The 25,659-nt window shown below is 68.0% G+C and carries 20 protein-coding genes; 1 reads left to right on the top strand and 19 read right to left on the bottom strand.

Annotated elements, in window-relative coordinates; all coding sequences use genetic code 11:
- Nucleotides 1-91: 91 nt before the first annotated feature.
- The 16 genes from H4O11_RS03615 to H4O11_RS03540 all read right to left on the bottom strand — a co-directional run bounded on the left by H4O11_RS03615 (nt 92) and on the right by H4O11_RS03540 (nt 20,361).
- Entirely contained in the window at nt 92-1,279 is a 1,188-nt protein-coding gene (locus H4O11_RS03615) for a substrate-binding domain-containing protein (protein WP_182338039.1), read from the bottom strand.
- 210 nt (nt 1,280-1,489) lie between these two features.
- Nucleotides 1,490-2,689: a type II secretion system inner membrane protein GspF gene (gene gspF, locus H4O11_RS03610; RefSeq protein WP_182338038.1), complete on the bottom strand. Its 1,200-nt coding sequence runs from the start codon at nt 2,687-2,689 to the stop codon at nt 1,490-1,492.
- An 11-nt stretch (nt 2,690-2,700) separates the two neighbouring features.
- Complete coding sequence (gene gspE, locus H4O11_RS03605; RefSeq protein ID WP_182338037.1) at nt 2,701-4,140, bottom strand: type II secretion system ATPase GspE; 1,440 nt, start codon at nt 4,138-4,140, stop codon at nt 2,701-2,703.
- Nucleotides 4,137-6,506, bottom strand: a complete 2,370-nt coding sequence (gene gspD, locus H4O11_RS03600) for a type II secretion system secretin GspD (RefSeq protein ID WP_182338036.1) — start codon at nt 6,504-6,506, stop codon at nt 4,137-4,139. The genes gspE and gspD overlap by 4 nt, the downstream gene beginning before the upstream one ends.
- Complete coding sequence (gspM, locus tag H4O11_RS03595) at nt 6,503-7,048, bottom strand: type II secretion system protein GspM (protein ID WP_246333231.1); 546 nt, start codon at nt 7,046-7,048, stop codon at nt 6,503-6,505. Before gspM ends, gspD begins: the two co-directional genes overlap by 4 nt.
- Nucleotides 7,048-8,217 carry a type II secretion system protein GspL gene (gene gspL, locus H4O11_RS03590; protein WP_182338035.1) on the bottom strand — a complete coding sequence of 390 codons (1,170 nt, stop codon included), beginning with the start codon at nt 8,215-8,217 and terminating at the stop codon, nt 7,048-7,050. The genes gspM and gspL overlap by 1 nt, the downstream gene beginning before the upstream one ends.
- On the bottom strand, nt 8,214-9,113 hold the full coding sequence (gene gspK, locus H4O11_RS03585; protein WP_246333230.1) for a type II secretion system minor pseudopilin GspK: 900 nt from the start codon (nt 9,111-9,113) through the stop codon (nt 8,214-8,216). The genes gspL and gspK overlap by 4 nt, the downstream gene beginning before the upstream one ends.
- Nucleotides 9,114-9,123: 10 nt before the next feature.
- Entirely contained in the window at nt 9,124-9,561 is a 438-nt protein-coding gene (gspG, locus tag H4O11_RS03580) for a type II secretion system major pseudopilin GspG (protein ID WP_182338034.1), read from the bottom strand.
- Nucleotides 9,562-9,618: 57 nt separating this feature from the next.
- Complete coding sequence (locus H4O11_RS03575; RefSeq protein WP_182338033.1) at nt 9,619-10,212, bottom strand: hypothetical protein; 594 nt, start codon at nt 10,210-10,212, stop codon at nt 9,619-9,621.
- Between the two features lie 122 nt (nt 10,213-10,334).
- Nucleotides 10,335-10,880: a hypothetical protein gene (locus tag H4O11_RS03570; RefSeq protein WP_182338032.1), complete on the bottom strand. Its 546-nt coding sequence runs from the start codon at nt 10,878-10,880 to the stop codon at nt 10,335-10,337.
- 55 nt (nt 10,881-10,935) lie between these two features.
- Nucleotides 10,936-11,916, bottom strand: a complete 981-nt coding sequence (locus H4O11_RS03565) for a FecR family protein (protein WP_182338031.1) — start codon at nt 11,914-11,916, stop codon at nt 10,936-10,938.
- A gap of 69 nt (nt 11,917-11,985) precedes the next feature.
- Nucleotides 11,986-12,516 (bottom strand): RNA polymerase sigma factor, encoded by a 531-nt coding sequence (locus H4O11_RS03560; protein ID WP_182338030.1) that lies wholly within the window; start codon nt 12,514-12,516, stop codon nt 11,986-11,988.
- 25 nt (nt 12,517-12,541) lie between these two features.
- Nucleotides 12,542-13,213, bottom strand: coding sequence for a secretin and TonB N-terminal domain-containing protein (locus tag H4O11_RS03555; RefSeq protein WP_182338029.1), 672 nt, complete (start codon nt 13,211-13,213; stop codon nt 12,542-12,544).
- A gap of 300 nt (nt 13,214-13,513) precedes the next feature.
- A complete protein-coding gene (locus tag H4O11_RS03550) occupies nt 13,514-14,806 on the bottom strand; it encodes an aminotransferase class V-fold PLP-dependent enzyme (protein WP_182338028.1) in 1,293 nt (430 codons plus the stop codon).
- Between the two features lie 13 nt (nt 14,807-14,819).
- Nucleotides 14,820-17,237: a TonB-dependent receptor domain-containing protein gene (locus H4O11_RS03545; RefSeq protein ID WP_182338027.1), complete on the bottom strand. Its 2,418-nt coding sequence runs from the start codon at nt 17,235-17,237 to the stop codon at nt 14,820-14,822.
- Nucleotides 17,238-17,367: 130 nt separating this feature from the next.
- Nucleotides 17,368-20,361, bottom strand: coding sequence for a TonB-dependent receptor (locus H4O11_RS03540; protein WP_182338026.1), 2,994 nt, complete (start codon nt 20,359-20,361; stop codon nt 17,368-17,370).
- Nucleotides 20,362-20,671: 310 nt separating this feature from the next.
- On the opposite strand from H4O11_RS03540, the gene H4O11_RS03535 reads away from it, so the two are divergent.
- Nucleotides 20,672-22,219, top strand: coding sequence for a thioredoxin family protein (locus tag H4O11_RS03535; RefSeq protein WP_182338025.1), 1,548 nt, complete (start codon nt 20,672-20,674; stop codon nt 22,217-22,219).
- 111 nt (nt 22,220-22,330) lie between these two features.
- On the opposite strand, the gene H4O11_RS03530 is transcribed toward H4O11_RS03535, so the two are convergent.
- The 3 genes from H4O11_RS03530 to H4O11_RS03520 all read right to left on the bottom strand — a co-directional run bounded on the left by H4O11_RS03530 (nt 22,331) and on the right by H4O11_RS03520 (nt 25,505).
- Nucleotides 22,331-24,673: a GH92 family glycosyl hydrolase gene (locus H4O11_RS03530; RefSeq protein ID WP_182338024.1), complete on the bottom strand. Its 2,343-nt coding sequence runs from the start codon at nt 24,671-24,673 to the stop codon at nt 22,331-22,333.
- 89 nt (nt 24,674-24,762) lie between these two features.
- On the bottom strand, nt 24,763-25,086 hold the full coding sequence (locus H4O11_RS03525) for a thioredoxin family protein (RefSeq protein WP_182338023.1): 324 nt from the start codon (nt 25,084-25,086) through the stop codon (nt 24,763-24,765).
- Nucleotides 25,087-25,091: 5 nt separating this feature from the next.
- On the bottom strand, nt 25,092-25,505 hold the full coding sequence (locus tag H4O11_RS03520; protein ID WP_182338022.1) for a host attachment family protein: 414 nt from the start codon (nt 25,503-25,505) through the stop codon (nt 25,092-25,094).
- Between the last annotated feature and the right edge of the window lie 154 nt (nt 25,506-25,659).

The raw sequence follows: 25,659 nt of genomic DNA, 5'->3' as shown, positions 1-25,659 counted from the left end.
AAGCCGACAGCGAAGTGAAGGGGGCGTCAAACAGAAAGGGTGCCGGCGTTGCGGCCGGCACCCTGGGCATCATTCCGTTGATGCGAAGCGCTTACTGTGGACGGCCGATGGCGTTGCAGTCGGTCGTGTTGCCCAGACCGTTGTCTGCGCTCGCCAGCACCAGGTTGTTGCGGATGGCATCGCGCCAGAGCTGGGTCAGCGGAATGAAGCCATGCGCACGGATGGCCGCGTCGTTCAGGCCAGCGGTACCCGGGCTGTACTGGCGGGCAAGATAGCCACGCAGGGCGGTGGTCACGTCGCTATCCCTGTAGCACTGCCCGATGATCAGGTTGGTGTAGCCAGCGATCGGGTAGCCATCAGCCGGATCGGTGAACACCGGCACCCACTTCTCCGGATTGGCCAAGTCGGCCACGGTGCTCGGCGGAGCGATCGTCTCAAGCGTCTCCTGTACGCTCACTTCGTCCGGCGAGAACCCACGCAGGGTGGCGATACGGGTTGCATCGGTCAAGTCCGGGATCACGTCCGGGCCGACATAGCCGATGCGGCCGGTGGCAGCAAACACCGCGTTGTACAGCGAGGTGCCGCCGTCGGCCGGCGCGGCGACGAAGGTGGCCGGGGCGGTGTTGTTGACGAACAGGTTCTTGAAGGTCGACTGCACCGAGAAGCGCGGCACGCCATTGACCTGCTTCAGCGTGGTGCCCGCCAGGTTCTGCGAGGCGCAGACCGTGGTCAGGAAGCGGGTCAGCAGTTCGCTGGTGCCGCTGCTCTCGTTGCGATAAACCACCTGGAGGGTACCGGTACGACCGCTGCCAGCCACGCCCTGCCAGGTGGTGATCTGGCCGGAGAAGATACCGCACAGGTTGGCATCGGAGATGTTCAGCGCGGCACCGGCCTTGTTGAACGGAATGGTGACCGAGGTGGCCACCGACGGGAACTGCAGCAGCGCGCCATAGCGGTTCGGGTCGCCCGGCACGTTGTAGGTGCTGTTGTAGGTGGCCAGCTCGCCGGCGCTGAGCACCGAGTCACTGCCGGCGAAATGTACGGTGCCGGTGGCGCTGAACAGGCTGGAGTTGTCGGTGAGGAACGCGCTCTTGCCGGTGCCCGAGCCGGTCACGGCATAGCTGAAGTTGGCCGGCAGGATGCTGTCGGTCGAACCCTTGTACAGATCGGCCGGCAGCGAGGCGCCGCCACCGGTGACGGCAACCTGCGCCGACGCGGTGCCGGCGAGGGACAGCAGCGCGGTGGCAACCAGCGCGGCCAGGGTCTTGTACTTGTGCATGATCATCTCCTGAAGGGTTTACTGCGAAGGTGAAACGCCAAGGGAGGAACGTCACTACTCACTACGACCGCTACCGCCGATGGACCTCCCAGTCCGCACCGCGGCATCGGTATCGATGCTGGCCGCGTGCGATGACAGATCGCTTAAGAAAGGTGTGGAAGACGGCGAAAAGGTGTGGAGGATTGTGTGGAGAATTTCCGCTGGCCGGCTTCAACCCACCAGTTGGTTCATTTCCATGATCGGCATCAGCACCGCCAGCACGATGGTCAACACCACCCCGCCCATCACCAGGATCATCGTGGGCTCCAGCAACGCGGTCAGCGCCATCGCGCGGCGCTCGATCTCGCGCGAAATGGTCTGTGCCGCGCGGTCCAGCAACGGCGCCAGTGCACCGGTTTTCTCGCCGCTGGTCACCAGGTGCACCAGGATCGGCGGATACACTTTCTGTACCTTCAGCGCCGCCCCCAAGGGCGCACCTTCGCGCACGCGCGCGGCGACATCGTCGGCGCAGCGTGCAAGGTGCGCATTGCCCAGTGTCTGCCGCGCCGCCTCCAGCGCGCGCAGCAGCGGCACGCCGGCGTCGATCAGGATGGCCAGCGTGGACGCGAAGCGTGCGCTGTTCACGCCCACCAGGAAACGCCCCAGCACCGGCACGCGCAGCATCAGCGTGTCCCAGCGCAGGCGCAGGTCCGGCCGGCGCAGCGCCAGCCGCCAGCCGGTGATGGCAAGCCCGCCGCCAATCGCCCCCCATGCGCCCCATTCGCGCACCAGGGCGCTGGCGCCCAGCATCGCCCGCGTCAGCAACGGCAGTACCTGGCGTGCCTGCACGAAGGCGGTGACCACCTGCGGCACCACGTAGCTGAGCAGGAAGATCACGATGGCCACCGATACCAGGCTGATCGCACCGGGATAGATGAAGGCGGTGATGACCTTGGCCTGCAGCGCGTTGCGCTCCTCGATGTAGTCGGCAAGGCGCTCCATCACCCGCGCCAGGTCGCCGGAGTCTTCGCCCGCCCCCACCAATGCGCGGTAGATCGGCGGGAAGTCACGCGGGCGTGCGGCCAGTGCCACGGTCAGCCGCTGTCCGCCGCGCACGTCGGTGCGCACCGCGGTCAGCGCCTGCACGATATGCGCCTTCTCGGCCTGTTCGATGACCGCGCTCAGTGCCGCCTCCAGTGGCAGCCGGGCGGCCAGCAGGCTGGACAACTGGCGGGTGGCCCACGCCAGTTCCGTGGCCGACAGCGCGCGCCGCCGCCAATCCGAGGCACCGCTGCGGGCCGGCCGCACGTCCACCGGGGTCAGGCCGCGGCCACGCAATGCCTGGCGGGCACCGCGCGGACTGTCTGCGTCCAGTTGCCCCTTCTCGGTGTGACCGCCGGAAGTAACCGCCTGGTAATCGAACAGCGGCATCGTCGCTGTCCTCAGTCGTCGCCGGTGACGCGCAGGATTTCCTCCCGCGTGGTCACCCCGTCGTCGACCCAGCGCATGCCGTCCTCGCGCAGGCTGCGCATGCCGGCCGCACGCGCGGCCGCGCGCAGCGCAGGTTCGCCCTGCCCTTCATGGATCAGCGCACGCACGCGGTCATCGACCACGAACAGTTCATGGATGCCGGTACGCCCGCGGTAACCGCTGTTGCCGCAGGCCGGGCAACCGACCGCGCGCCACGTCGGCTGGCCGTGCGCATCGTGGTCGGGCTGCCGGCAGTGGACGCACAGGCGGCGTACCAGCCGCTGCGCCAGTACCCCGCGCAACGACGAGGCCAGCAGGAACGGTTCCACCCCCATGTCGGCCAGCCGCGTCACCGCGGAGATGGCGTCGTTGGTATGCAGCGATGCCAGTACGCCGTGGCCGGTCAGCGAGGACTGCACGGCGATCTGCGCGGTTTCCAGGTCGCGGATCTCGCCGATCATGATGGTGTCCGGGTCCTGGCGCAGGATCGCGCGCAGCGCGGTGGCGAAGGTCATGCCGATGCGCGCGTTGACCTGGATCTGGCCGATGCCGGCGAAGTCATACTCCACCGGGTCTTCCACGGTGAGGATGTTGCTGCTGCTCCCGTCCAGCTGGCCCAGCGCAGCATACATGGAGGTGGTCTTGCCGCTGCCGGTGGGCCCGGTCACCAGCACGATGCCGTGCGGCTGGCGGATCAGGCCGGTGAAGGTCGCCAGGGTATCGTCGGCCATGCCCAACCGCTGCAGTTGCAGGCGGCCCGCGTCTTTTTCCAGCAGGCGCAGCACGGCACGCTCGCCGTGGCCGGTCGGCACGGTGGACACGCGGATATCCAGCGGGCGGCCACCGACCCGCAGCGCGATGCGCCCATCCTGCGGCAGGCGCTTCTCGGCGATGTCCAGGTGCGCCATGATCTTGATCCGCGATACCAGCGCGGCATGCAGCGCCCGTCGCGGCTGCACCATGTCGCGCAGGGTGCCGTCGACGCGGTAGCGCACCACCGAATGGGTCTCGAACGGTTCGATGTGCAGGTCGCTGGCGCCATCGCGCGCCGCCTGGGCCAGCAGGGCGTTGATCATGCGGATCACCGGTGCGTCGTCCTGCGCATCCAGCAGGTCGGCCACTTCCGGCATGTCCTGCATCAGGCGGTCCAGGTCGACCTCGCTCTCTGCCGCGCCCACCAGCGCGGCTGCATCGCCGCCGTCACGGTACTGTTCGCCCATCCGCTGCCGCCACTGCGCCTCGTCCAGCAGCTGCAGCGGCAACGCGCCGTGCCGCCGGCGCAGCTCGGCCACCGCCCAGGCCGGCGTGGCCACCGTGCCCAGCATCACCAGCCCCTCCTCGTGCCGTTGCAGCAGCAGGCCGTGGCTGCGTGCCCAGGCAAACGGCAGCGAGGGTGCGTGCGCATCGCTCACTGGCCGATCACCAGTTCCGGCGTGTAGCCCAGTGCGCGCAGCTGCGCCAATGCCGGGTCCAACGTGGCCGGGGCACGCGCTACGCGCACCCGCAGGCGCTGGCCACTGCCATCGGGTGTCGCTTCGGCAAACGCCTGCAATCCCAGTGCCCGGACCTGCGCTACCGCCTGCGCGGCACGTGCCGCATCCAGTCCCTGGGCGAACTGCAGCAATTGCACCGCATCGTCGCCCTGCGCGTGCAGCGTCGCTGCCGTGCCCCGCACTACCGGTGCGTCCTGCAGGCCCTGGGTGCCACCTTCACCCAGCAGTGGCAGGTCCTGCGGCGGCAGTTGCGGCGCGGCCATGTCCGGCAACGCCCAGCTGGAGGCGGGCTGCGCACTGGCCTGGGCATGGCGCATGAAATCGTAGCGGTCGCGTGTCAGCCGCTGGCCGGCGGCAGGATCGCGCACCACGTGCGGGCGCAGGAACACCATCAGGTTGGTCTTCGAACGGCTGCGCGTATCGCTGCGGAACAATGCGCCCAGCACCGGGATGCGGCCCAGCCCCGGCACCGCGTCGCGGCCGTGGCTGACGCTGTCTTCCAGTAGCCCGCCCAGCACCATGATCTGGCCGTCATCAAGCAGCACGCTGGTATCCAGTGCGCGCTTGTTGGTGACGATGCCGGTGCTGTCGTTGGAACGCTGCGGATCGATGCTGCTGACTTCCTGGTAGATGTCCAGCTTCACCGTGCCGCCTTCGGAAATCTGCGGGCGAACCTGCAGTTTCAGGCCGATGTCTTCGCGCTCGATGGTCTGGAACGGGTTGTTGCTGCCACCGCCGCCATCGGTGACATAGCGGCCACTGACGAACGGAACGGTCTGCCCGACCATGATGCTGGCCTTCTCGTTGTCCAGGGTCATCAGGTTGGGCGTGGACAGGATGTTGGCACCACCGCGGCTCTGCAGGGCATTGGCCAGCGCCTTGAGGTTGAGGATCTCGCCGACTCCGGGCAGGTTGATGGTGCCGTCGATGACGCCCAGGTTCAGGCCATCATTCGGGAACACGTCCAGCGTGGTGCCGGCATTGCCATTGAGGCCGCTGCCACCGAAGCGCGTCCCGCCGAAGCTGCGGCCGTTGCCGAGCATCCACTGCACGCCCAGTTCGGCGGCATCGGACTGGGTGACTTCCACGATCAGGCTTTCCACCAGTACCTGCGCACGGCGCTGGTCCAGCTGGTCGATCACCCGGCGCAGGCTGCGGTAGACCGGCTCCGGGGCCGATACCAGCAACGTATTGGTAGCGGGGTCGGCCTGCACGGAGACGCCGTTGTGGCTGAACCCGGTCGTGTCCTCGTCCTCTGCCTTGCTGCCTTCGCCCAGCCGTGACGAGCCGAGCATCGCGGTGCCGGTGCCCGTGGTACCCGCTGCATTGGCCGCAGTGGTGCCGGTACCGGCCACGCCGTCGGGCGCTGCCGGCGTGATGCCGAGCGGGTCGCCTGCGCGCGGCGCATCGCTTTGTCCGGCCACCACGCCGCGCAGCACCCTGGCCAGCTGGGTTGCCTGCGCATTGCGCAGGTACACCACATGCAGGTTGCCGGATTCGTCCTGGGCCCGGTCCAGTTTCTCCACCAGTTGCCGTGCCAGCCGGGTCCGGCCCGGACTGCTGGAACGCAGCAGCACGCTGTTGCTGCGCGGATCGGCCATCACCACCACTTTCTGGCCCGGTTCGTTGCCCTGCGCGTCCAGCAGCGGCCCGACCATCGCCGCCACGTCCACGGCGATGCCCTGCTGCAGCTTGACCACGTCGGTGTCCATCCCAGCGGGCGTATCGACGCTGGCGATGACCCGCGCGATGCGTTCCAGGTTGTCGGCGTAGTCGGTGATGACCAGGGTGTTGTTGCCGGGCGATGCGGTGATCGGGTTGTCCGCGGCAATCATCGGCCGCAGCACCGGCACCAGTGCCGCGGCATTCTCGAAACGCAGGGTGAAGGTGCGGGTGACCATTTCGCCGCCTGCCCCACCCCCTTCCACCCGTCCACCCATCACCTTGGCATCGGCCTGCGGCACCACGCGGCTGCTGCCACCCGATTCCACCACCGCGAAGCCGCGCATGCGCAGTGCACCCAGCAGCAGCTGGTAGGCCTGGGCGCGGTCGACCGGACCATCGGAGACCACGGTCATCTTGCCGGTGACGCGTGGGTCGATCAGGAACTGGCGGCCGGTGAAGCGCGCGGCCATGCGCAGCACGCCACCGATATCGGTATCCACCAGGTTGAGCTGTACCCGCTCGTCGGCGGTGGCCTGGGCCGCCACCGGCACGGGCGCCTGCAGCGCCGCCACGGCAAGGGCCAGCGCGGCCGAACACCCCATAGCACGCAGGCGGCTCATGGCGTGCCACCTGCGTCCCCGCCGCCCATCACGATACTGCCGGAAACACGTGCCGCCGCCATGTTGGCATCCCCTGTCCGTTCCAGTGTGAGTTCCCGCAACGGCACCGCCGGATCGGCCAGCACCGGCAGCAACCAGTTCCACAACGCATCGGCAGGCACGTCACGCACCTGCAGGTGCCAGCATCCGTCGCGTTCTTCCAGTTCGACCTGTGCGGCCAGCCCGTTGGCCTGCAACTGGGCGCGCAGGTCGGCAGCCGTGGTCGGCACCGCATCGCGCTGCAGTCGCCGCGCCTGCAGCAACGGTTCCAGCGCCTGGGACTGGGCCTGCAGCCGCGGCAGTTCCTCCTGCCAGTGCATCCGCTGCTTCGCCAGCGGTTCCCACCAGCCCACCCACAGCCCCGCGCCGACGATGGCCAGCAGCATCAGCCCCAGAAGCACCCGCTCGCGCAGCGCAAGCCGCTGCCACCATTGCGCGGCGGCACGGGTCCATTGCCGACCACCAGCAGGCACCGTTGCGGCGCGCTGGAACATGCGCGCCATCAGCGTGCCCCATCGCTGCGTATATCCAGCGCACCAGGCCCGCGCGCCACCAGCTGCAGGCCCTGTGCCTGCAACGCAGCCTGCCAGCGCTCCCTTCGCGCCGGGTCCTGGTCCAGTCCAGCGTCCGCGTCCAGCTGCAACTGCAGCACCCCGGGCCGGTATGCCATGCGCGTGGCCGCACCGGCCAGCTCCGGCACCGCCTGCATTGCCGTGGCAGCCAGGCGCTGCACTTCGGCCTGCTGGCGCGGCCGGACGGCCTGCGCATTCAGTGCGCGCCGGGCCTGCATCACCGGGTCGACTACTTCGCCGATTTCCGGGAAACCTTCCGCCAGCTGCCGCTGCATGCGCTGCTGCAGCAGCTCGCCCTGGCGGGCCATCTGCCAGCTTTGCAGTTGTACGCCCAGCGCGGCCAGCAACAGCGCCGTGATGCCGAGCCCGATCGCCAAGCGGGGCGCACCGCGACGGACCGCAGGCAACGGCAGCGACCAGGCCGGCAGCGGCCCGTTCCACAGAGCCTGGGGTGGCAGCACGTCGGCGTTGGCGACCACCGGCATCGCCTCCGATGGCGATCCGATCCATTGCACCTGCTCGATCCCTTCGCCCGCCAACCGTGCCTGCAGTTGTTCAAGCATACGCCCACGGTCAGCGCTGCCCTGGAACTGTACCCAGCCGCGATCACGCGTGGTGCGCACCAGCAGGTAATCGCCGCACTCCTGCAGGGTTGCCCGGCCAGGCTGCAACGGCAGCAGCAACGGCGTCGGGAACAGGCCCTGCAGGCGCACGCCGCAGGCATCCAGCACCGCGGCGACGTGCTGCACCGACGCCTTGCCCAGCCAGGTAACCGACACGCGTCCGTCCGCGTCCTGCGGTCCATGCGCGAAGGACACTTCGGCCAGATCGTCCAGCAGCATCGCTTCCAGCTCTCCCTGCATGGCCACCTGCAGGCGGCGCCCGGACAAGCGCGGCAACTGCAGTTCCAGCAGGATCAGGTCCTGTACGTCCACGCAGGCAACGGTCGCTGCTGCTGGATAGCGCTCGCCGAGGGCGCGCAATGCATGCCGGCCACGCGCCACCACCGCATCACGTTCCCGCCAGGCCCAGTCCACCATCGCATCGGCGTGCAGGGCCGACAGGGCGGGCAGGCGCAGGCGCAGCTGTCCCGGCCTCATGCGCCGATCCTGGTCCACATGCGCTGGATGCGCACACCGTTGTCACGGTGCTCACGCCAGACCAATGCCTGGAAATCGACCCGGACATCGTCAGCCTGCACCTGGCCGGTGGCGAGGAACCATTCGCTGTGGATGCCCACCCGCATCGCCTGCGTCTGCGCCTGGGTCAGCTGCAGCCGGAAGGCGATATCGCCGGCGTTGACGAACCAGCGTCCCTGCTGGCGTTCGGCCAGCAGCGCCTGCAGCCTGGACGGTGGCGTCCATGGCAATGCGGCCGCCAGCACGCCGGCCTCGCTGGTGTTGGTGTTGAGCACGGTGCGGGTGGGGAGCAGCACCGTCACCCGCTGCAAGGCCTGCACGCGCTGCGGGTCGCTGTCGGGAAGCGCCTGCGCGATGATGTCCTGCAACGGCACTGGCCCGCCGCCGGCGCCGCTGATGCGCGCCACCACGTAACGGCCCACCCGTTCGCACTCGGCTTCACCCAACCCCTGTCCGGCACACAGCCGGCCGAACACGGCCTGTTCGTGTGGGTCCATCTGCCCGTCGCGGACCAGGTTGCGCAGGTTGAACAGCGCCTGCGCATCATGCAGCTGCAACTGCACCGGCAGCGGCGACTGCAGCAGGATCGGACGTGCCCAGCGCCCCACGGACACGGTGGTGAGCTGTTCGGCGGCATCGGCGCGCAGCTGCACGGCGGCGCGCTCCATCGCCGCGTCCACCGCCATCGCAACCTGGGCGCGCAGCTGCTCGCCGCGCAGGCTGCGCAGCGCGCTGGCCTGGCGCAGGATCAGGCCGGCAGCGATCACCGCGACGATGGCAACCACCAGCATCGCCACGATCACCGCCATGCCGCGCTGCTGCGATGCGCCGTGGCCTCGTCGTCGTACCGTGTCCATCGCGGTCACCTCACAGCTGCCAGGAGCCGATGTCGGCCGCTCCCCCTTCGCCGCCGGACTTGCCATCGGCACCGAAGGAGAACACGTCGATTTCACCCTGCGTGCCGGGGTTCTTGTACTGGTATGGCTTGCCCCACGGATCGTCCGGCAGGCGCTCCAGGTAGGCACCCACCGGCATCGGGCTGGCACCGGCAGGCGGCTTCATCAGCGCCTGCAGCCCCTCCTCGCCGCTCGGATAGCGTCCGGTGTCCAGCCGGTACAGCTTGAGTGCCTGCATCAGCGCGGCGATGTCCTGCCGGGCAGCGACCACCCTTGCCTGGTCCGGCCGATCCATCAACCGTGGCACGATCAGTGCGGCAAGAATGCCGATGATCACCACCACCACCATGATCTCCAGCAGGCTGAAACCCTGCTGCCCTGCCCTGCGGATACGAACGTGCCTGCCCATCGTTTCGTCCTCATCATCCCGGAAGAGACCGCCGAAGCATCGTCGGCCCTGCATGTGTCAATTCGATAAACAACGGCCTTCAATCTGTGCTGCGTCATCCGACCGGGCCGCAATGCCCTGCCGGACGTCCCTGCGACCACCCGCCGCCGATACCAGGTGCGGCGGCAGCGCCGCCAACAGCGTGGTGATCGATGCCCGCAATGCCGGCTCGCGCCAGGCATCCAGCAGCGCTTCGCATGTCGCTTCATTCCAGACAGCGCCGGGGTCGATGCCGACGAAAGCGCGGAACAGCGCGTTGTGCTGCAGGCCATCGTGCAGCCGCTGCGGGCTGGCAACGCCACGCAGGTGTACCAGCAGCGCGGCGCGCTGCAGTTGCCGCATGCTGCCGACGTGCCGTGGCCGTTCGAACAGCGCCACCGGCAGGTGTTCCAGCAGGGGCTCGGCGATCCCGCGCAGCAGCATCAAGGGATGGTTGCTGGTGTCCAGCGCGCTCCAGCGCACCGCATCGGACCACGCATCGGCGGAAAGGATCCAGACCCATGGCTGGCCATAGCGCTGCACGCTGACCGGCGCGCCACGTGCCTGCTCCAGGACGTGGCTGAGGTGGCGATCCAGCTCCAGCATGTTGACCTTGCGATCATCACGCACCATCGCGTGTCCCCATCCATCGGCATGCAACGACGCCGTACCTGTACAGGACGGAACACACACCGCAGGTGCGACAGGCAATGAATCGATTCGTGACGCGCGGCGGGATCAGCGTACGTGCGTCATCATCCGGTCATCCTCCTGAAAGCGATGCCGCCCTCGCGCGGCACGCCGCCACAGGCACTTCCCAGGTCGCTGACGTCGGCGCGGGCAAGGAAGGCAGACAACGCCTCCGCGTTGCCGGCGGCGTCAAGCAGCGGGACGATGCCGCTGCGCAGCACCGATAGCGACCATTGCCCGGCCGCCACTCCGCCCGCGTCGACGAACCAGTGCAGCAGGCGGTCGTAATGCAGCTGCTCCTGCAGCTCGCCAAGGTCGTCGAAGCGGTAGATGGCATGCACGATCAACGCACGCGCGGCGGCGGCCGGCGAGAACATGCCCTGTTCCGACAACGGCAGGTGCTGGCGCTGCAGCTTCTGCAGGCGCGCCAGCGGGTGCCGTCCCGGATCGAATTCCAGCGCCGCGCGATGCTGCTGCCATTGCGCGTCCGATACCACGCAGGCCCAGGGCGTGCCGTAGCGATGCACCATCAGCGGTTGTTGCCGGGTAGTCTCCAGCAAAGCGGACAGCTTGCGCCGCAGATCGACCACCCCGACCGACTCGTTTCGCATCGAATACCCCATCCGTGCTGATCCCTGCGGTACGGCGAGGCAGCGGGATGCCACCTCACCCCAATAACGCGATCTTCCCCGGCAAGCGACGCAGTTGCAGCGACAGGCTCAGGCGCAGTTGTTCCAGCGCCGCCTCCGGGTCATCGATGCCGAAGCGGCCACTGACCAGCTCATTGGCCAGGCGTTCGTCGCGCAGCACCACGCGCCCGCGCCGGTAGCGGTTCAGCTCGGCCACTACGTCGGACAACGGAGAGCGACGGAACACCAGCATTCCCGTGGTCCATGCAGACACCTCGGCGATGATCGCCTCGGACACCACGCCGGTCAGGCGCTCGTCATAGCGGGTCTGCTGGCCAGCCTGCAGCTGCAGCCGGCCCTGTGCATGTTCGATGCGTATATCGCCCTGCAGGCACGCCACCCGCACCTGGCCGTCGATGCAACGCACGTCGAGCAGTGCCGGCCCGGCATCGGCCACCACCTGCCCGGCGCCGGCAAACAGGCGCAACGGGGTACGGCCACGGGTGTGGACCGCGGCCTGTCCTTCCAGCAGCTCCAGCGCCGCGCCATCGGTGCTGGCACGCCGACGCAGGCTGGTGCGCGTGTCCAGGTCGACCTGCACCTGCGGCACCGGCTCGATGCGCAGGCGCTCACCGGTACCGGTATGGAAATCCGCGGCCACCGCCGACAGCGTGGGCCACAGGCCCAGCGGCGGGTGCAGCGCGGCAACCACGGCCAGGCTGGCAGGTGCGGCCACCATCGCACCGAGGAAGGCGCGGCGGCTCCAGCGACGGCGCTCGTCGGCCACGGTGCGCTGCAGCGGCGCCACCTCCAGGCAACGTCCGGCCTGTGCCACCTGCTCCCACTGTTGCCGTGCCACGGCGAAGGCGTGGCCATGCGCAGGGTCCTCCGCGCACCAGCGACGGAAAAGCTCGCCCTCCGCCGCCGTCGCCTCGCCGGATGTCAGGCGCACCAGCCATGCGTGGGCCTGGCGCTCGACGGCGTCAAGTTCTCGTCGCGGGTTGTGGTCTGCGTCCATCAGGATCCTGCCGTCCCCGCGCGGCGCGGGGTTCTGGGGTAGCGTCAAAGTGTAGACGGACGCCGCCGCTCAGAACCGCACATGCTGTCCGTCGGCACTGCGCAGGGCCAGGTATTCCTGCGCCGCCTTCAGCTCGCGCTGCACCAGCCGCAGCGACACCCCCAGCCGTTCGGCTACCTCGCGCTGCTGCAGGCCTTCGACCCGGATCGCCAGCAGGATCCTCCGGCGCCGTTCAGGCATCCGCTGCAGCAGCGCCAGCATGTGTTCCATTGCGTATCCGGTCTCGGCCACCTGGGCAGGACCGGGGCCGGGATCGGCCATCTCCATCAACGCGCCGATCTCGTCGGTGCTCATCAGCCGATGATCCGCACGCTGGCGGTCGACCACGGTGTTCATCGCCATGCGCAGCAGGTAAGCCGCCGGGTTCTGTACCGGCGCCAGCCGGTCGCGGCGTGCATCCAGCCGCATCCAGGTGTCCTGCAGTGCATCGCCGGCCAGGTCCTCCGAACCGAGGCGGCGCGAGAGCCGGCGCTTGAGCTCGTCGTAGGTGCCGAGCAGGTAGTCCCGAAGGTCCACCAGGGCGGCCGCGCTGTCGTTCATGATCGGATCCTTGCAGTCATGGAAGTCACCACTGCCGGCCACAGTCGTGGCCGGGCGGCGCCGGGCGGATTTCAAGGGTCACCGGCTGCGGAAGGTCCGCCGCCGACGCAGGCAATCGAAGCCCGTGCAGGGCATCCAGCACGGCATGGTCGCGCTGGCTGTCACCGCTGCCGGCAAGCAGGCCGGGCTGCTCCACCGTTCCATCCGCAGCAACCTGGAAGACCACGGTGGCGGCATAGTTGCCCGGTGCGATGGCGGAGTCGCCGCAGAATGCCGCGCGCAGGCTGCGCTGCAGGCCAGCGAAGCGACGCTGTTGTTCGGCCGGGGGCAGGCCAGGCACGGCGGGACCTGCCGGAACCGGTGCCGCGCCAGCGGCTTCGCGCAGGACGACGCGGTCCTCGCCGGCCGGCTGCGCATACAGCCCGCTGTCCTGCAGCAGTTCCTGCAGCGCCTGTTGCGGTGGCATCCGCCCATGCACCGGGTGGCTGCTGCGGCCGTCGGCAAGCCTTCCCGGGTACATCACCGACCAGCCCGTGACGATGCTGAAGCGCTCGAGCGCACGCTCCAGCGGCTGTGCCGGCAGCTCGAAATCAACCGCATCGGCATGCGCCGCCGCCAGGCCCGGCAGCAGCAGGGCCCAGAGCAGTACGATGCGCAGGACTGCATGGCGTCCATCAAGCCCCCTGTACGTGTGCACATCACCCTCGACTGGCGCCCTGGATGGGAGATGCGGTGGCGGCCCTTGCCGCTCCGCCTGCCATCGCCAGGCCCTACCCGACTCTAGGCAGGCCAGGTTTCAGGCTGATGACCGGGGGATGGGTGACGGGCATGGCCCGTCACTACCTGGGCGGTGTCGGGTGACGGGCATGGCCCGTCACTACCTGGACGGTGTCGGGTGACGGGCATGGCCCGTCGGTACCTGGACGGTGTCGGGGGCGGGCATGGCCCGTCGGTCCCTGGGGGATGGGTATGGCCGGTCAGTGCAGGCAGGGTGGCATCACTGCAATCGGGCCAGCGCCTGGGTCAGCGCGTCCAGCTGGCTGGCGCGGGTGAACACCGATGGGGTGACCCGCACGCAGCAGCCCGAGGCCAGCCCGTCACGCCAGGTGGTGAAGATGCCGTGCTCGCGCAGCAGCCGCTTCTGCAGCGCCATGTTCTCTTCCTTGCCTGGCCTGCCGCGCAGGCGGAACGACGCCAGCGCGCTGCCCAGCCGGTCGTCGTCGGCGGCCAGCAGCTCGATGTGCGGCATCGCCCGTGCCGGCACCGTCCAGCGATTGCGCAGGTACAGCAGGCGGGCGCGCTTGTTGGCCACGCCGATGCGCCCGTGCAGCGCGATGGCATCAGGCAGGGCCAGGAAGGCGGCGAAGTTGGCCGTGCCGGTATGTACCCGGCTGCCGACACGGCCATCATCGGCCTGCCCCATGTACGGGTCGATGTCGGCCAGCCGGCCGCGGCGGATGTAGACCGCGCCGACACCGACTGGCGCACCGATCCATTTATGCAGGTTGATGCCGACGAAGTCCGCCTTGAGGTCCGGCACCTGGTAGTCCAGCTGGCCAAAGCCATGCGCGGCATCGACGATCACATCAATGCCGCGCGCGCGGGCCAGCTCGCTGATCTCCGCCACCGGCAACACCAGCCCGTGCCGGTGGCTGACCTGGGTCAGCAGCACCAGCTTCAGCCGTGGCAGCCGTGCGAACGCATCCGCATAGGCCTGCAGGATGCCTGCATGGGTCGGCACGGCCGGCAGGTCGATGCGCTCCACCTGCACGCCGCGGCGCTGCGCCAGCCAGCGCATGCCATCGATCATGCTGTCGTAGTCGACGTCCGCGTACAGCACCTGGTCACCGGCTGCCAGACGGTTGTAGCCGCCGATCAGCGCCAGCAGCGCTTCGGTGGCGCCGCGCGTGAACACGATCTCATCCGCCTCCACGCCCAGCATGCGCGCCGTTTCAGCGCGGGCGGCCACGTACGCAGCGGGATAGGCTTCACGCCCATACCAGGCATTGCCCTTGTTCACTTCAGCCGTGTGCCGCTGGTAGGCCTGCAGCGTGCTGCGGCCCATCGCACCCCAGAAGCCGTTCTCCAGGTGGTTTATTTCACTGGTGATGTCGAACTGGCCGGCCACGGCGGCCCACCAGTCCTCGTCGCGCGCCAGCACGTCCGGCGCTGCGGTTGCCGCCGGCAATGCAGGAATGTCGGCCGCGCCGCGGGTCGTGGCGGCAGCCACCAGGCTGCTGGCAGGCAGCAGTGCACTGGCCAGCAGCAGTCGACGACGCGTCAGCTCCATCCGTGCGCCCCCATCAGAAGCGCAGCCGGTATTCGGCATACAGGTTGGCGCCATCGGTGTCATAGGGCGCGTTGCGCGAATACACCAGGCCACGGCTGGCCTGGAAGGTCGCCTCGTCCGGATAGGTATCCAGCACGTTGTCGGCGCCAACCCGCACGCTGTGGCGTTCGTTGAAGCGATAGCCCACCGCCAGGTCCAGGAACGCCATCGCGCCGAAGCGCTGGTAGATGTCGCCGGTCGCGTTGCCGGTCGAATCGGTCCACGCACCGTAGTAGCGCGCGCGCCCCATCAATGACCACGGCCCCGCTTCCCAGGTGGTGGTGATGCTGCCCTTGTGCTCCGGCAGGCGGTCTTCGAACAACACGCGCTGCGTTTCATTGGTGGCCACGCTGGTGCTGCCATCGTCCACGCGGGTGCGGTTGTAGTTGTAGGCCAGGGTCACCCCGAAACGGCCGGGACCGATATCGCGCTGGTAGTTGCCGACCAGGTCCACGCCGGTGGTGCTGGTGTCGAAATCGTTGGTGTAGTAATTGACCGAGGTGTAGCCCATCGGGTTGGGCACGCCGGCCGGTACCGCGAAGCTGGCCGACTGGCTGAAGCGGTCGGTGAGCTTGATGTCGTACACGTCGATGGAGCCGGAGAAGCCCGACGCATTGCGCCAGGTCAGGCCCACCGATGCGGTGCGCGACTGCTCCGGGGTCAACGCCTTCGCCCCCAGTTGCACGGCCAGTGGATCGGACGGCGACAGGCGGCCGCTGGTGAAGATCTGCAGCGTGGTCGTGTCCAGTCCCTGCACCGTGCTGGTGGTGTTCAACTGGCCCGGTGTCGGTGCGCGGAAGCCACTGGACACGGTGCCGCGCAGGGCCACGTCGGGGGTGATCTCGAAGCGAGCCGAGAGCTTGCCGTCCAGGGTGCGGCCGAACGAGGAGAAGTGCTCGTAACGGCCAGCCGCGCCGATGCTCCAGCGCGTGCCCAGCGGCACTTCCACATCGAGGTAGGCGGCCTGGCTCTGCTGCGTCCAGCGCCCTGCCTGCATGTCGGAGAAACCCGGCGCGCCATTGGCATTGGCCTCCAGCCCGGCTGCCGCACCGGGACCCACGGCGTACGATGCCGGCTCGCCGGCGCTGACCTGGTAGGCTTCCTGGCGGAATTCCGCGCCGAACGCCACGTTCACCGGCGAGGCCAGCGCGGCCACGTTCCAGCTGTAGTTGAAATCGGCGTTGACGTTCTTTTCGGTCTGGGTCAGTTCGCCCAGGTAGAAATCCGTCGGGCTGTCCGGGCCGAGCGAGGCATTGATCGCGTTGCCCAGGCCGTACTCGATGGCATTGCGACCGTAGGATGCGCTGACGTCCCAGCGGAAGTCCGTGCTGAACTCGCCGCGCGCGCCGCCGACCAGCTGCAGGTCCTCCTGCTCGTTGGAATACTGCGGGCTGAAGCCCACCGGATAGATGTCGCGCAGGTCCCAGCCGGGGAAGATGGGCGTGGTGCGGAAGGCGCCGGTGGTGGTATCCGGGTTGCGCCAGTTGAAATCGCTGACGCCTTCGCTGTGGCCATACAGGCCGAAGGCATACAGTTCGGTGGTGTCGCCGGCCATCGCCTTCAGGTTGAAGCCGGCGCGCTGGCTTTCCAGCTCCGGCTGGCCCCAGCGCTGTACCGGATCAGGCACGTCCAGCTGCGGATGCGCGGCCTGGAAATCGATCGCGTCCTGGCGCTGGCGGGTGCGCGAAGTAACCGCCGAACTGGAGCTTTCAGCGAACAGCACCAGGCTGCCGTAGTCGCCCAGCCGCATGCCGGTGCGTGCACTGAAATCGCGCGAGTTGCCATCGCCCTGCGCATACTGCGAGTAACCGGCGGTGATCTCGCTGCCCACCTCGTCTTCCAGGATGATGTTGATCACCCCGGCGATCGCATCGGAACCATATTGTGCCGAGGCACCATCGCGCAGCACTTCGATGCGCTTGACCGCGCTGGACGGGATCTGCGCCAGGTCGGCTGCCTGTGCACCACGGCCGCCAAGCAGCGCGCTGCGATGGAAGCGGCGCCCGTTGACCAGCACCAGGGTCTGGTCCGGAGACAGGCCGCGCAGCGTTGCCGGACGCACGAACACCTGGCCGTCGGCCATCGGCAGGCGCTGCACCACGAACGACGGCACCAGTTGCGCCAGTACATCCTTCAGGTCGCTGGATTCCACCGCCTGGATCTCTTCCTTGCTGAACACATCCACCGGCGCCAGCGTGTCGAACTGGGTGCGGTTGGACGCACGCGTGCCGGTGACCAGCAGCGTGTCCAGCTGCGAAGTGGCGGCCGGCGTTGCGCTTGCAGCGGCGGTGTTGGCGTCGTCCCTGACGTCGTTGTCTGCGGCGGAAGCGGCGGCGGCCGCGACGAGGGAAAGGGCGAGGACGATGGCACGCGACAGCCTGCTGCTCTGCACTGGGGAACTCCGGAAGGATCATGGGAAACGCACGAGGCCCGCGACGATTCCGTCGCAAAGCCGCGCGAAGTCTCCTCCCCTTCCGTGTCGTGCCGGTGACAACCGTGGCCCCGGCCCTTTCCCGGCCCGCTCAGTAGTCGTAGCTCACGCTCAGCCGCAATGATCGTGGTGCCTGGCGTACCGTCGCCGCACCGTACAGCGGATCCGGCTGCCCGGGGTTCAACTCGGAATACGGCGAGCGCCACAGTGCCGCCTGGCTGTCGAAGACGTTGAACACGTCCAGGTTGAAGCCAAGCCGCCCTTCCGCCACGGCCGGGCGATACGAAACACCCAGGTCCAGTTGCTTGCGCCACGGCAGGCGCCCCTGGCTGCCCGGAGGCGCCGGCTGGCCATTGTAGAAGTGGTAGGCGATACCGTAGCCGGAGGGATCCGTCTGGTCCGGGCCATACGAACCGAGCGCGCTGAACGGCGTTCCGGAGACCACCGTCAGGTTGGCCGACACCAGCCATTGCGGGTTCACCTGGTAGTACCCGTGCAGCTTGATCTGGTGCGTGGCATCGTTGCTCTGCGGCCCGTTGGTATGTTCCATCAACTCCGCGTAATCCCAGGCCTGCGTGGTCGATACCGCGGTCTGGCCGATGCCTGACAACAACTGGCCTTCGGTGGTGCCGTAGCTGCGCGACCAGTTGTAGTCGGCACGTCCATACCAGCGCCCGTTGAAGGGATGTTCCAGCGACAGGTTCACCGCGTAGTAGTTGCGCTTGAAACGCGGGAAACCCATCTCGGCGTTGGTCAGCGGCACGGTCACGTAATTGCCGGCGGTGTCGACCAGGTTGAAGGTATTCGCCCGCCCGGGGTTGATCAGCCAGCAGCTGACCGGATTGCTGTCGCGGCTCACGTCGAAGCCCAGGTCGCCGGCCTTGTCCAGCACCGCGTCGATATCGCAGTAGTCGTCCACGCCACTGCGAAGCACCCGGTAGGTCGCCTTGGCGCCGTAGACCCAGTCCTGCCCCAGCGCCTTGTTGAAGCCCAGGATGAACTCATCCTGGTACGACGGTTCGATCCCGGATGTCGCCACGGTCTTCGGGTCGGGCAGCAGGCCGTAGTTGTTGTTGGACGATACCGCGCCGGAGAACGCGGTGAGGTCGGTGGGGTAGCCGTTCGCGTCGATGCCGCCATAGGTGTAGTACGTCGACGTCGCCAGCGTCGCGCCGGCCGCATTGAAGGCCGGGTTCAACGGCAGGGCGAGATAGTAGCGGCCGACGTTGCCGTAGACCTTGAAACGGCCATCGCCATCGACGTCCCAGCTGAAACCCAGCCGCGGCGCCCATTGCCCGCTGGTCTGCTTGATGTAGGCATCCCCGTCGCGGTTGAAGTTGGTGAACTGGTCCAGGCGCAGGCCCAGGTTCAGCAGCAGGTTGTCGGTGACCTGCCAGTTGTCCTCGATGTACTGCGCCCGCTGCGAAGAGCGCACCGACGCCAATGCGCTGTAGTCGTAACGGCGCACGAAATAGCCGTCTTCGCCGTTTGGATAACCGCCGGTGGCCGGCACGCCCAGCCCGGTGTTGATCGGCACGTTCGGATTGGACTGGTCGTAGATCCAGTAGTAGCCATCGGCCGAGCCCACCGAACCGCGGTTCAATGCCCGCGCGTTCTGGTTGTCGATGCCCACGGTGATGCTGTGCTTGCCCACCACGTAGTTCACGTCCAGGCGCAGGTTGTCGCTACGGTTGCCACGGTCCGGATCGACCAGCAGCGATGTGGTCTGTGCGTTGGTGATCGGGCTGCCGCCATTGAGCGCCGGGTTCTGCAGGTTCGGATTGGACAGGTAGACCAGGCTGCCATCGTAGGCAGGATTGCCGATGTAGTCGTCCGTCCTGAGCTTTCCATACAGTGCGCTGACGGTGAGCCTGTCGGTCAGGTAGCCGGTGTACTTGGCCGTCCACAGGTTGCCGCCGGTCTTGGTGATGTCTTCCGCCCCGCGCCGTGCACCACGGCTGAGCGCGTCGTAGTCGTAGGCGAAGCTGTCGCCACGGAACACGTTGCGGGTGGACGCCCCGGTCAGCTCCAGCAGGTGGTCATCGGTGATGTTCCAGTCCAGCTTGGCGTACCAGCGCGGCCGGTCGTACTCATAGCGGGAGTAGGAATTGGTGGCCTCCACGTTCTTGACGTCGGTACCCTGCCGCTGCTCCAGCTCGTACGAACCGAAGAAGAACAGGCGATCCTGCAGCAGGGGTCCGCCGGCATACAGGCTCCGGGTGGTCACCCACTGCCGGTCCTTGCTTTCCGGTGCATACAGCGCACCGTCGGCCGGATAGTACACATCGTCCTTGTCAGCCTGCGCCGACGCAGGCTCCCACGTCACCTGGCCACCGAAGCGCCATTGGTTGGTGCCGCGCTTGCCGACCGCATTGATCACCCCGCCATCGCTGCGCCCGTACTTGGCGCTGTAACCACCGGTGTAGATTTCCTGCTGCTCGATGCTGCCATAAGGCAGGGTCAGGCCACCCAGTCCACGCAGCGGGTCGGTCGTGTTGAAACCATTGATGTAATAAGCGTTCTCGGCTGCGGAGGAGCCGCCGAAGCTGACCAGCTGCGCGCCGGTAGGGCCAGCGAATGCGCCATTGCCGCTGTTGGACAGCACGCCCGGGGCCAGCTGGGCTATTGCTTCGGCCGAACGCCCCAGCGGCAACCGCTGCAGCTGTTCGGCGGTGACCACGGTGCGTGAATCCACGCTGCTGACATCGATGGCCGCCGCGGCCCGGTCGGCACTGACCCGCACGCCGGACAGGCTGGTGACTGCAGTGAAGGAAACATCGGTGCTGGCACCCACGGTCAGCTCGACATCCTGGCGCGACTGCACCACGTTGCCACCCGCATCACGCGCCTCCACCGCATAGCGGCCCAGCGGCAGCTGGCCGATGGCATAGCGGCCACGGCCATCGACGGCCACTTCGCGGGTCAGGCCGGTATCGCTGCGCACGACCACGCGTTGCGCTTCAGGAGGCGCCAGGCCGATGATGGCACCGGTGGTGGACTGGGCATGCAGCAAGGGGGAACTGGTGGCGAGCAGCAACGCCAGCGCCAGCCGATGCGGGCGCAGGAAGGAACGGTCATGGGTCATCAGGGGGTACATGCAGGCGGGAAGGAACGTCCTTCATTAACCCTGCCCGGTGCCCAGCAGAGAAATACGCAGTGGTTATCTGCAACTGGCGCATTGCGATGTTTTGCATCACGTGATCCGTGACAATCGTCACCCTGCCGGCGAGGCGACGCGGGTACTCGCGCGAAGCCGGGGCCATGCCGGCCGGCACATATCACCAGCCGGCCTGAGCACATGAGCAGCGGGCATCAGCCGGGCCGGTCGTGGCGTGGCAGGGCTTCATAGAATGCGGTACGCGTCGATGCGCCCCCTTTCCACCCGCGGATTCCCCATGCGCCTTGTACTTACTTCCGGCCTGCTCGGCATCGCCACCCTGCTGAGCGCCTGCACTCCCTCCACGCCTGCGGCCGGCACCGCCACCAGCGCAGGCACCGCGCCGCAGGCCAGCGCGATCGACTGGCGCCATGGCGACGTGGACGATGCCTTCGCAGAGGCGCGCGAAAGCGGCCGGCCGGTGCTGCTGTACTGGGGCGCGGTGTGGTGCCCACCCTGCAACCAGCTCAAGGCCGGGCTGTTCAAGGATCCGGCCTTCATCGCGCTCACCGGCAGGTTCGTCCCGGTCTACCTCGATGGCGACGAAGAAGGTGCACAGGCCTGGGGCGAGCGCTTCGGCGTGCGCGGCTACCCGACCCTGATCGTGCTGGACCCACAGCAGAACGAACTCACCCGCGTTGCCGGCGGCAATGACAGCGCCGAACTCACCCGCGCCCTGACCGTGGCCGCCGGACGTCGCAGCGCGGTCGCCGATACCTTGAAGCTGGCCCTGGCCAGCCCGGGCCGGCTGGATGCCGAAGACTGGCAGGTGCTGGGCGATTATGGCTGGGAGGTGGACGCCAGCCGCCTGAGCGGAGACAAGGATGCCTCGGAGATCCTGCAGCAGTTGGCGAAATCGGCACCGGATGCCGCGCTGACGCGACGGTTCGCGTTGCTTGGGCTGGCTGCCGGGGACATCGACAAGGCACCCGCCACCGAGGTGCGCGAACTGCTGCAGGCGGTACTGGCTGCGCCGGAAGAAGTGCGACGCAACCGCGACCTGCTCGGCTACCGTGGGGTCGCACTGGTGGACAGGGCCAGCGCAGGACCGGCCTCCCGCGAGGCACTGGGCGGCCAGTTGCTGCGTGCCCTGCAACGTGCCGATGCGGCGCGCGGCGACCGGCCCGACGACGCACTGTCGCGCGTCATCACCGAGATCGCGCTGGCCCGGCTGGAGCAGCCCGAAGGTGCCCTGCCCGCCCCGCTGGCCGACACCGTGCGCGAACGCGTGGCGGCCGCCGATGCCGCAGCGACCACCGCCCATGAGCGCCAGGCGACGGTGAGCACCGCCGCTTACGCGCTGCGCCAGGCCGGCGACGATGCGGCAGCGGAAAGCCTGTTGCGGGCCGAACTGCAGCGCAGCGAAACGCCGTATTACTACATGCCGGAGCTGGCCGAACTGGCCGAAGCACGGGGTGACCGGACCGCGGCCGTGGACTGGCTGCGGCAGGCCTATGAAGGCGCGCAGGGACCGGCCACCCGCGTGCAATGGGGCGTGCTGTACGTGGAAGGGCTGCTGCGCCTGGTCCCCGAGGACGCCACCACCATCGAAGCAGCGACCTCGCAGGTGATCGCCGAACTTGATGGGCAACCGGGCGGCTACCACCAGCGCACGCGCCAGCGCTTCGAGCGCCTGGCCAGGAAGCTGCAGGCCTGGAGCGCCGACCATGCCGGCGCCGAAACACTGGCGCACCTGCGCCAGCGCATGCAGCAGCACTGCAGCGTGGCGGCGGCTGCCGTCACCGAGGGCAACGGCAGCGGCTGCGAGGAATGGCTGCAGGGGTGATCACCCTGCAGCCGCGCGAACGTCTCCCTCGCTAGCGACGCAGCCGTCGCCGGATACCCACGCTCGCGGACATCGACGGCGCAACCCGCCAGGGCAGCACCACGATCCGGATCACCTGGTGCCGGCCGACATCGAGTACGGCGCTTCGGCGCCCTGCCCCGGCCAGGCGGTGTTCGGCTCGGCCTGCATCACGAAACGCAGTTCGCCACCGGCGACGATCTCCGCATGGCGCAGGAACGTGCGTTGCAGCGGCTTGCCGTTGAGCGTCGCCGAGGCGATGTAACCATGCCCGGCATCCAGCCCTTCGGCGATGATGTTGAAGGTCTTGCCGTTGGGCAGGTGCAACGCCGCCCTGGGCAGGAACGGACGGCCGATGATGTACTCGCCGCTGCCCGGTGCCACTGGATAGAAACCCAGCGCGGTGAACAGGTACCAGGCCGACATCTGGCCAAGGTCGTCATTGCCGGCCAGCCCATCGGGACGGTCGGCGTACTGGGTGTCCATGATCTGCTTCAGGCGGGACTGGGTGCGCCATGGCTGCCCGGCATGGGCATACAGGTAGGCCACGTGGTGGCTGGGTTCGTTGCCATGCGCGTACCAGCCGATCAGGCCGGTGATGTCTTCCATGTGCTCGAACACCGACGGGTCGACCTTGGCTTCGAACACCTGGTCCAGCCGCGCAAGCAGCGCATCGGAGCCACCGTGCGCTTCGGCCAGGCCATGCACGTCCTGCGGCACGTACCACGAGTACTGCCACGCATTGCCTTCGGTATAGTCGGTGCCATAGCCACTGGCCGACGGATCAAACGGCGTACGGAAGCTGCCATCACGCTTGCGCGCGCGCATGAAGCCGGTCTCCGCATCGAATGCATGGCGCCAGTTCGTTGCCCGCTTGCCGAACGTCTCGGCCACGTCCTTGCGCCCCATCGCCTCGGCCATCCGTGCGATGGTCCAGTCGTCGAAGGCGTATTCCAGGGTCTTGCTGGCCGCCTCGCCCTCTTCGTCGATCGGTACCCAGCCCAGTTCGCGGTACTGCGCGATGCCGTCGTACGGGCCGTAATTGGCCGTGGCCACCATGGCCGCCAGGGCCTTGTCCGCGTCGAAGCCGCGAATGCCCTTCAGGTAGGCATCGGCGATCACCGGCACGGCGTGGTAGCCGATCATGCACCAGGTTTCCTGGCCATGGAACGACCAGACCGGCAGCATGCCGTAGGGGCTGTGCGCCTGGTGGGCAAGCAGTGAATTGATGAAATCGCTGTTGCGCTGCTCCGGCTGCACCAGGGTCAGCAACGGATGCAGCGCGCGATAGGTGTCCCACAGCGAGAACGTGGAGTGGTGGCGGAAGCCTTCGGCGTGGTGCACCGCATTGTCCGGGCCACGGTACTGGCCGTCGACATCCATCGACAGGGTCGGGCCGAGCAGCGAGTGGTACAGCGCGGTGTAGGCATTGCGCTGGTCCGGCCGCGGCGCCTCGATGTCCAGCACGGCCAGCGCATCCATCCATTTGTGCCTGGCATCGGCACGCACGCGGTCGAAATCGAAGGCCGGGACTTCGGCATCCAGGTTGGCGATGGCGCCTGCCTCGCTCACCGACGAGATGGCCACCTTGGCGACCAGCGGTGCATCCAGCCTGCCGAAATCGAAGGTCGCCACCAGTTGCCGCCCCTCCACCTGCGCACGCTGCAGTGGCGAGTCATGGCCCGGCGGCGGGAAACCCTTGTAGGCAATGTCGCCCTCGGTGTTGTGCAGGGCGTGGCCCTGCATCGGCCGCGAGAAGCGCATGGCGAAATACAGCTGCCTTCCCGGTGCCCAACCACGGGTTTCGCGGAACCCGGTCACCGTGCCGTCCGCATGCACGCGCAGGCGCGACCACAGGATCTTGCCGGGATAATCGTAGAGGCTGGTGCGCAGGTCCAACAGCACCTTGGCCTGCTCGCCCGCCGGGAATGCGTAACGGTGCACGCCGACGCGCTCGCTGGCGGTCAGCTCGGCGCGGACGCGGTAATCGTCCAGCGTGACGGCGTAATAGCCCGGTTCGGCGCGCTCGTCCTGATGGCGGAACCGCGAGGCATAGCCACTGCGGGGCTTGTCCGGATCGCCGCGCTCCAGTCCCGGTTCACCGGTGTAGGGCATCAGCAGCACGTCACCCAGGTCCGAGTGGCCGGAACCTGAAAAATGGGTATGCGAGAAACCGACGATGCTGGTGTCTTCATGGCGATAGCCCGCCGCCCAGTCATAGGCCTTCTCGCGCGGCTGGATGCGTGTATCCGGGCTCAGCTGCACCATGCCGAACGGTACCGTTGCACCGGGATAGGTATGTCCCTCGCCGGCCGTCCCGATGAACGGGTCCACTGCGGCAAAGGCGCGTTCCCCCACGCTGGCTGCATGCGCGCCCGGCGCCAGGCAGATTCCCAGGGCCAAGGCCACCCAACGACTGCTTGCGCTGTTTCCCATGGTCGGAATTTAGATCGATTCAGGAGCCTCGATCCTAGCATCGGCCGGCGCCGACGGCATGCTGCACTGCGCGCTTTGGGGTCAACCCGCTAGACGGTGAGCGCCTGCGACAGGGCCAGCAGGTCATCCTCGCCCTGCGGCCGCACGACGCGGGCGACTTCGCTGCCGTCACGTAGCAGCACCAGCGTCGGCCAGAGTTTCACCGCGAACGAGCGGCCCAATGGCCGCCCCTTGCCGTCTTCCACCCACAGGTGGGTCACCGCGTTCTGCTGCAGGAAGGCGTGCACCAGCGGCCGCGCCGCCTGGCAATGGCCGCACCAGCTGGCGCCGAACTCCAGCAGCAACCAACCCCGGGTGCTTTCCACCTCCCCGCGCGAGGGCTCTGCGGCATGGGTGTCGGCAGGCATCTGCATGGCCGTCAGGACAGCGCGCGCTGGATGTCTTCCAGCGGTGCGTTGGTGAAGTCCTTGGCGAGGTCCAGCACCAGCCGGGCGTTGGCCTCTTTGTGCAGCAGCGGCCGGATGCGGCCCAGGGTCTGTGGATCGGCCACCAGCACCAGGTGCGCGTAACGGTTGTTCAACGCATCTTCGTTGAGCTGCTCGGCCAGTTGCTTGGCGAATGTCGCCTCGTTGAGCTGGGCGATGCTCATGTCCTTGGGAACCGACCCGGAGGGGCCCTGGCCAGACACCCCCTGCTCGCTCACGTCACGCAGCGTCAGCTCATCGCGTTGCTGCAGTTGCAGGTCGTGCCCACTGCCGATGTTGGTGAAAACCCGCGCCGAGCCACCGTCGGCCACGACGACCAGTGCGCCTTGTGGAATGTTCCGCGACATGTATGAATCCTCCCATCCGGGTGCAATTGCCGGCAACCCCACCGTAGAGTGCACCCTGTAAGCATCGCGCGTGCTGGGCGTGTGCGCAGCGTGCAGCAGCCGCGCAGGAAACCGGGTTGAGGCATGGCAGGCTGGGCCGCTATGCTGCATGCTC

This window comes from Stenotrophomonas tumulicola, from assembly GCF_014117215.1.
GTDB lineage: Bacteria > Pseudomonadota > Gammaproteobacteria > Xanthomonadales > Xanthomonadaceae > Stenotrophomonas > Stenotrophomonas tumulicola.
This window is presented reverse-complemented; position numbering and strand designations above follow the sequence as displayed.

Coding starts and splice junctions, on each gene's coding strand:
- H4O11_RS03615 (WP_182338039.1), bottom strand. CDS start 1,279: ATGCACAAGTACAAGACCCTGGCCGCGCTGGTTGCCACCGCGCTGCTG.
- gspF (WP_182338038.1), bottom strand. CDS start 2,689: ATGCCGCTGTTCGATTACCAGGCGGTTACTTCCGGCGGTCACACCGAG.
- gspD (WP_182338036.1), bottom strand. CDS start 6,506: ATGAGCCGCCTGCGTGCTATGGGGTGTTCGGCCGCGCTGGCCCTTGCC.
- gspM (WP_246333231.1), bottom strand. CDS start 7,048: ATGGCGCGCATGTTCCAGCGCGCCGCAACGGTGCCTGCTGGTGGTCGG.
- gspL (WP_182338035.1), bottom strand. CDS start 8,217: ATGAGGCCGGGACAGCTGCGCCTGCGCCTGCCCGCCCTGTCGGCCCTG.
- gspK (WP_246333230.1), bottom strand. CDS start 9,113: ATGGACACGGTACGACGACGAGGCCACGGCGCATCGCAGCAGCGCGGC.
- gspG (WP_182338034.1), bottom strand. CDS start 9,561: ATGGGCAGGCACGTTCGTATCCGCAGGGCAGGGCAGCAGGGTTTCAGC.
- H4O11_RS03575 (WP_182338033.1), bottom strand. CDS start 10,212: ATGGTGCGTGATGATCGCAAGGTCAACATGCTGGAGCTGGATCGCCAC.
- H4O11_RS03570 (WP_182338032.1), bottom strand. CDS start 10,880: ATGCGAAACGAGTCGGTCGGGGTGGTCGATCTGCGGCGCAAGCTGTCC.
- H4O11_RS03565 (WP_182338031.1), bottom strand. CDS start 11,916: ATGGACGCAGACCACAACCCGCGACGAGAACTTGACGCCGTCGAGCGC.
- H4O11_RS03560 (WP_182338030.1), bottom strand. CDS start 12,516: ATGAACGACAGCGCGGCCGCCCTGGTGGACCTTCGGGACTACCTGCTC.
- H4O11_RS03550 (WP_182338028.1), bottom strand. CDS start 14,806: ATGGAGCTGACGCGTCGTCGACTGCTGCTGGCCAGTGCACTGCTGCCT.
- H4O11_RS03540 (WP_182338026.1), bottom strand. CDS start 20,361: ATGACCCATGACCGTTCCTTCCTGCGCCCGCATCGGCTGGCGCTGGCG.
- H4O11_RS03535 (WP_182338025.1), top strand. CDS start 20,672: ATGCGCCTTGTACTTACTTCCGGCCTGCTCGGCATCGCCACCCTGCTG.
- H4O11_RS03530 (WP_182338024.1), bottom strand. CDS start 24,673: ATGGGAAACAGCGCAAGCAGTCGTTGGGTGGCCTTGGCCCTGGGAATC.
- H4O11_RS03525 (WP_182338023.1), bottom strand. CDS start 25,086: ATGCAGATGCCTGCCGACACCCATGCCGCAGAGCCCTCGCGCGGGGAG.
- H4O11_RS03520 (WP_182338022.1), bottom strand. CDS start 25,505: ATGTCGCGGAACATTCCACAAGGCGCACTGGTCGTCGTGGCCGACGGT.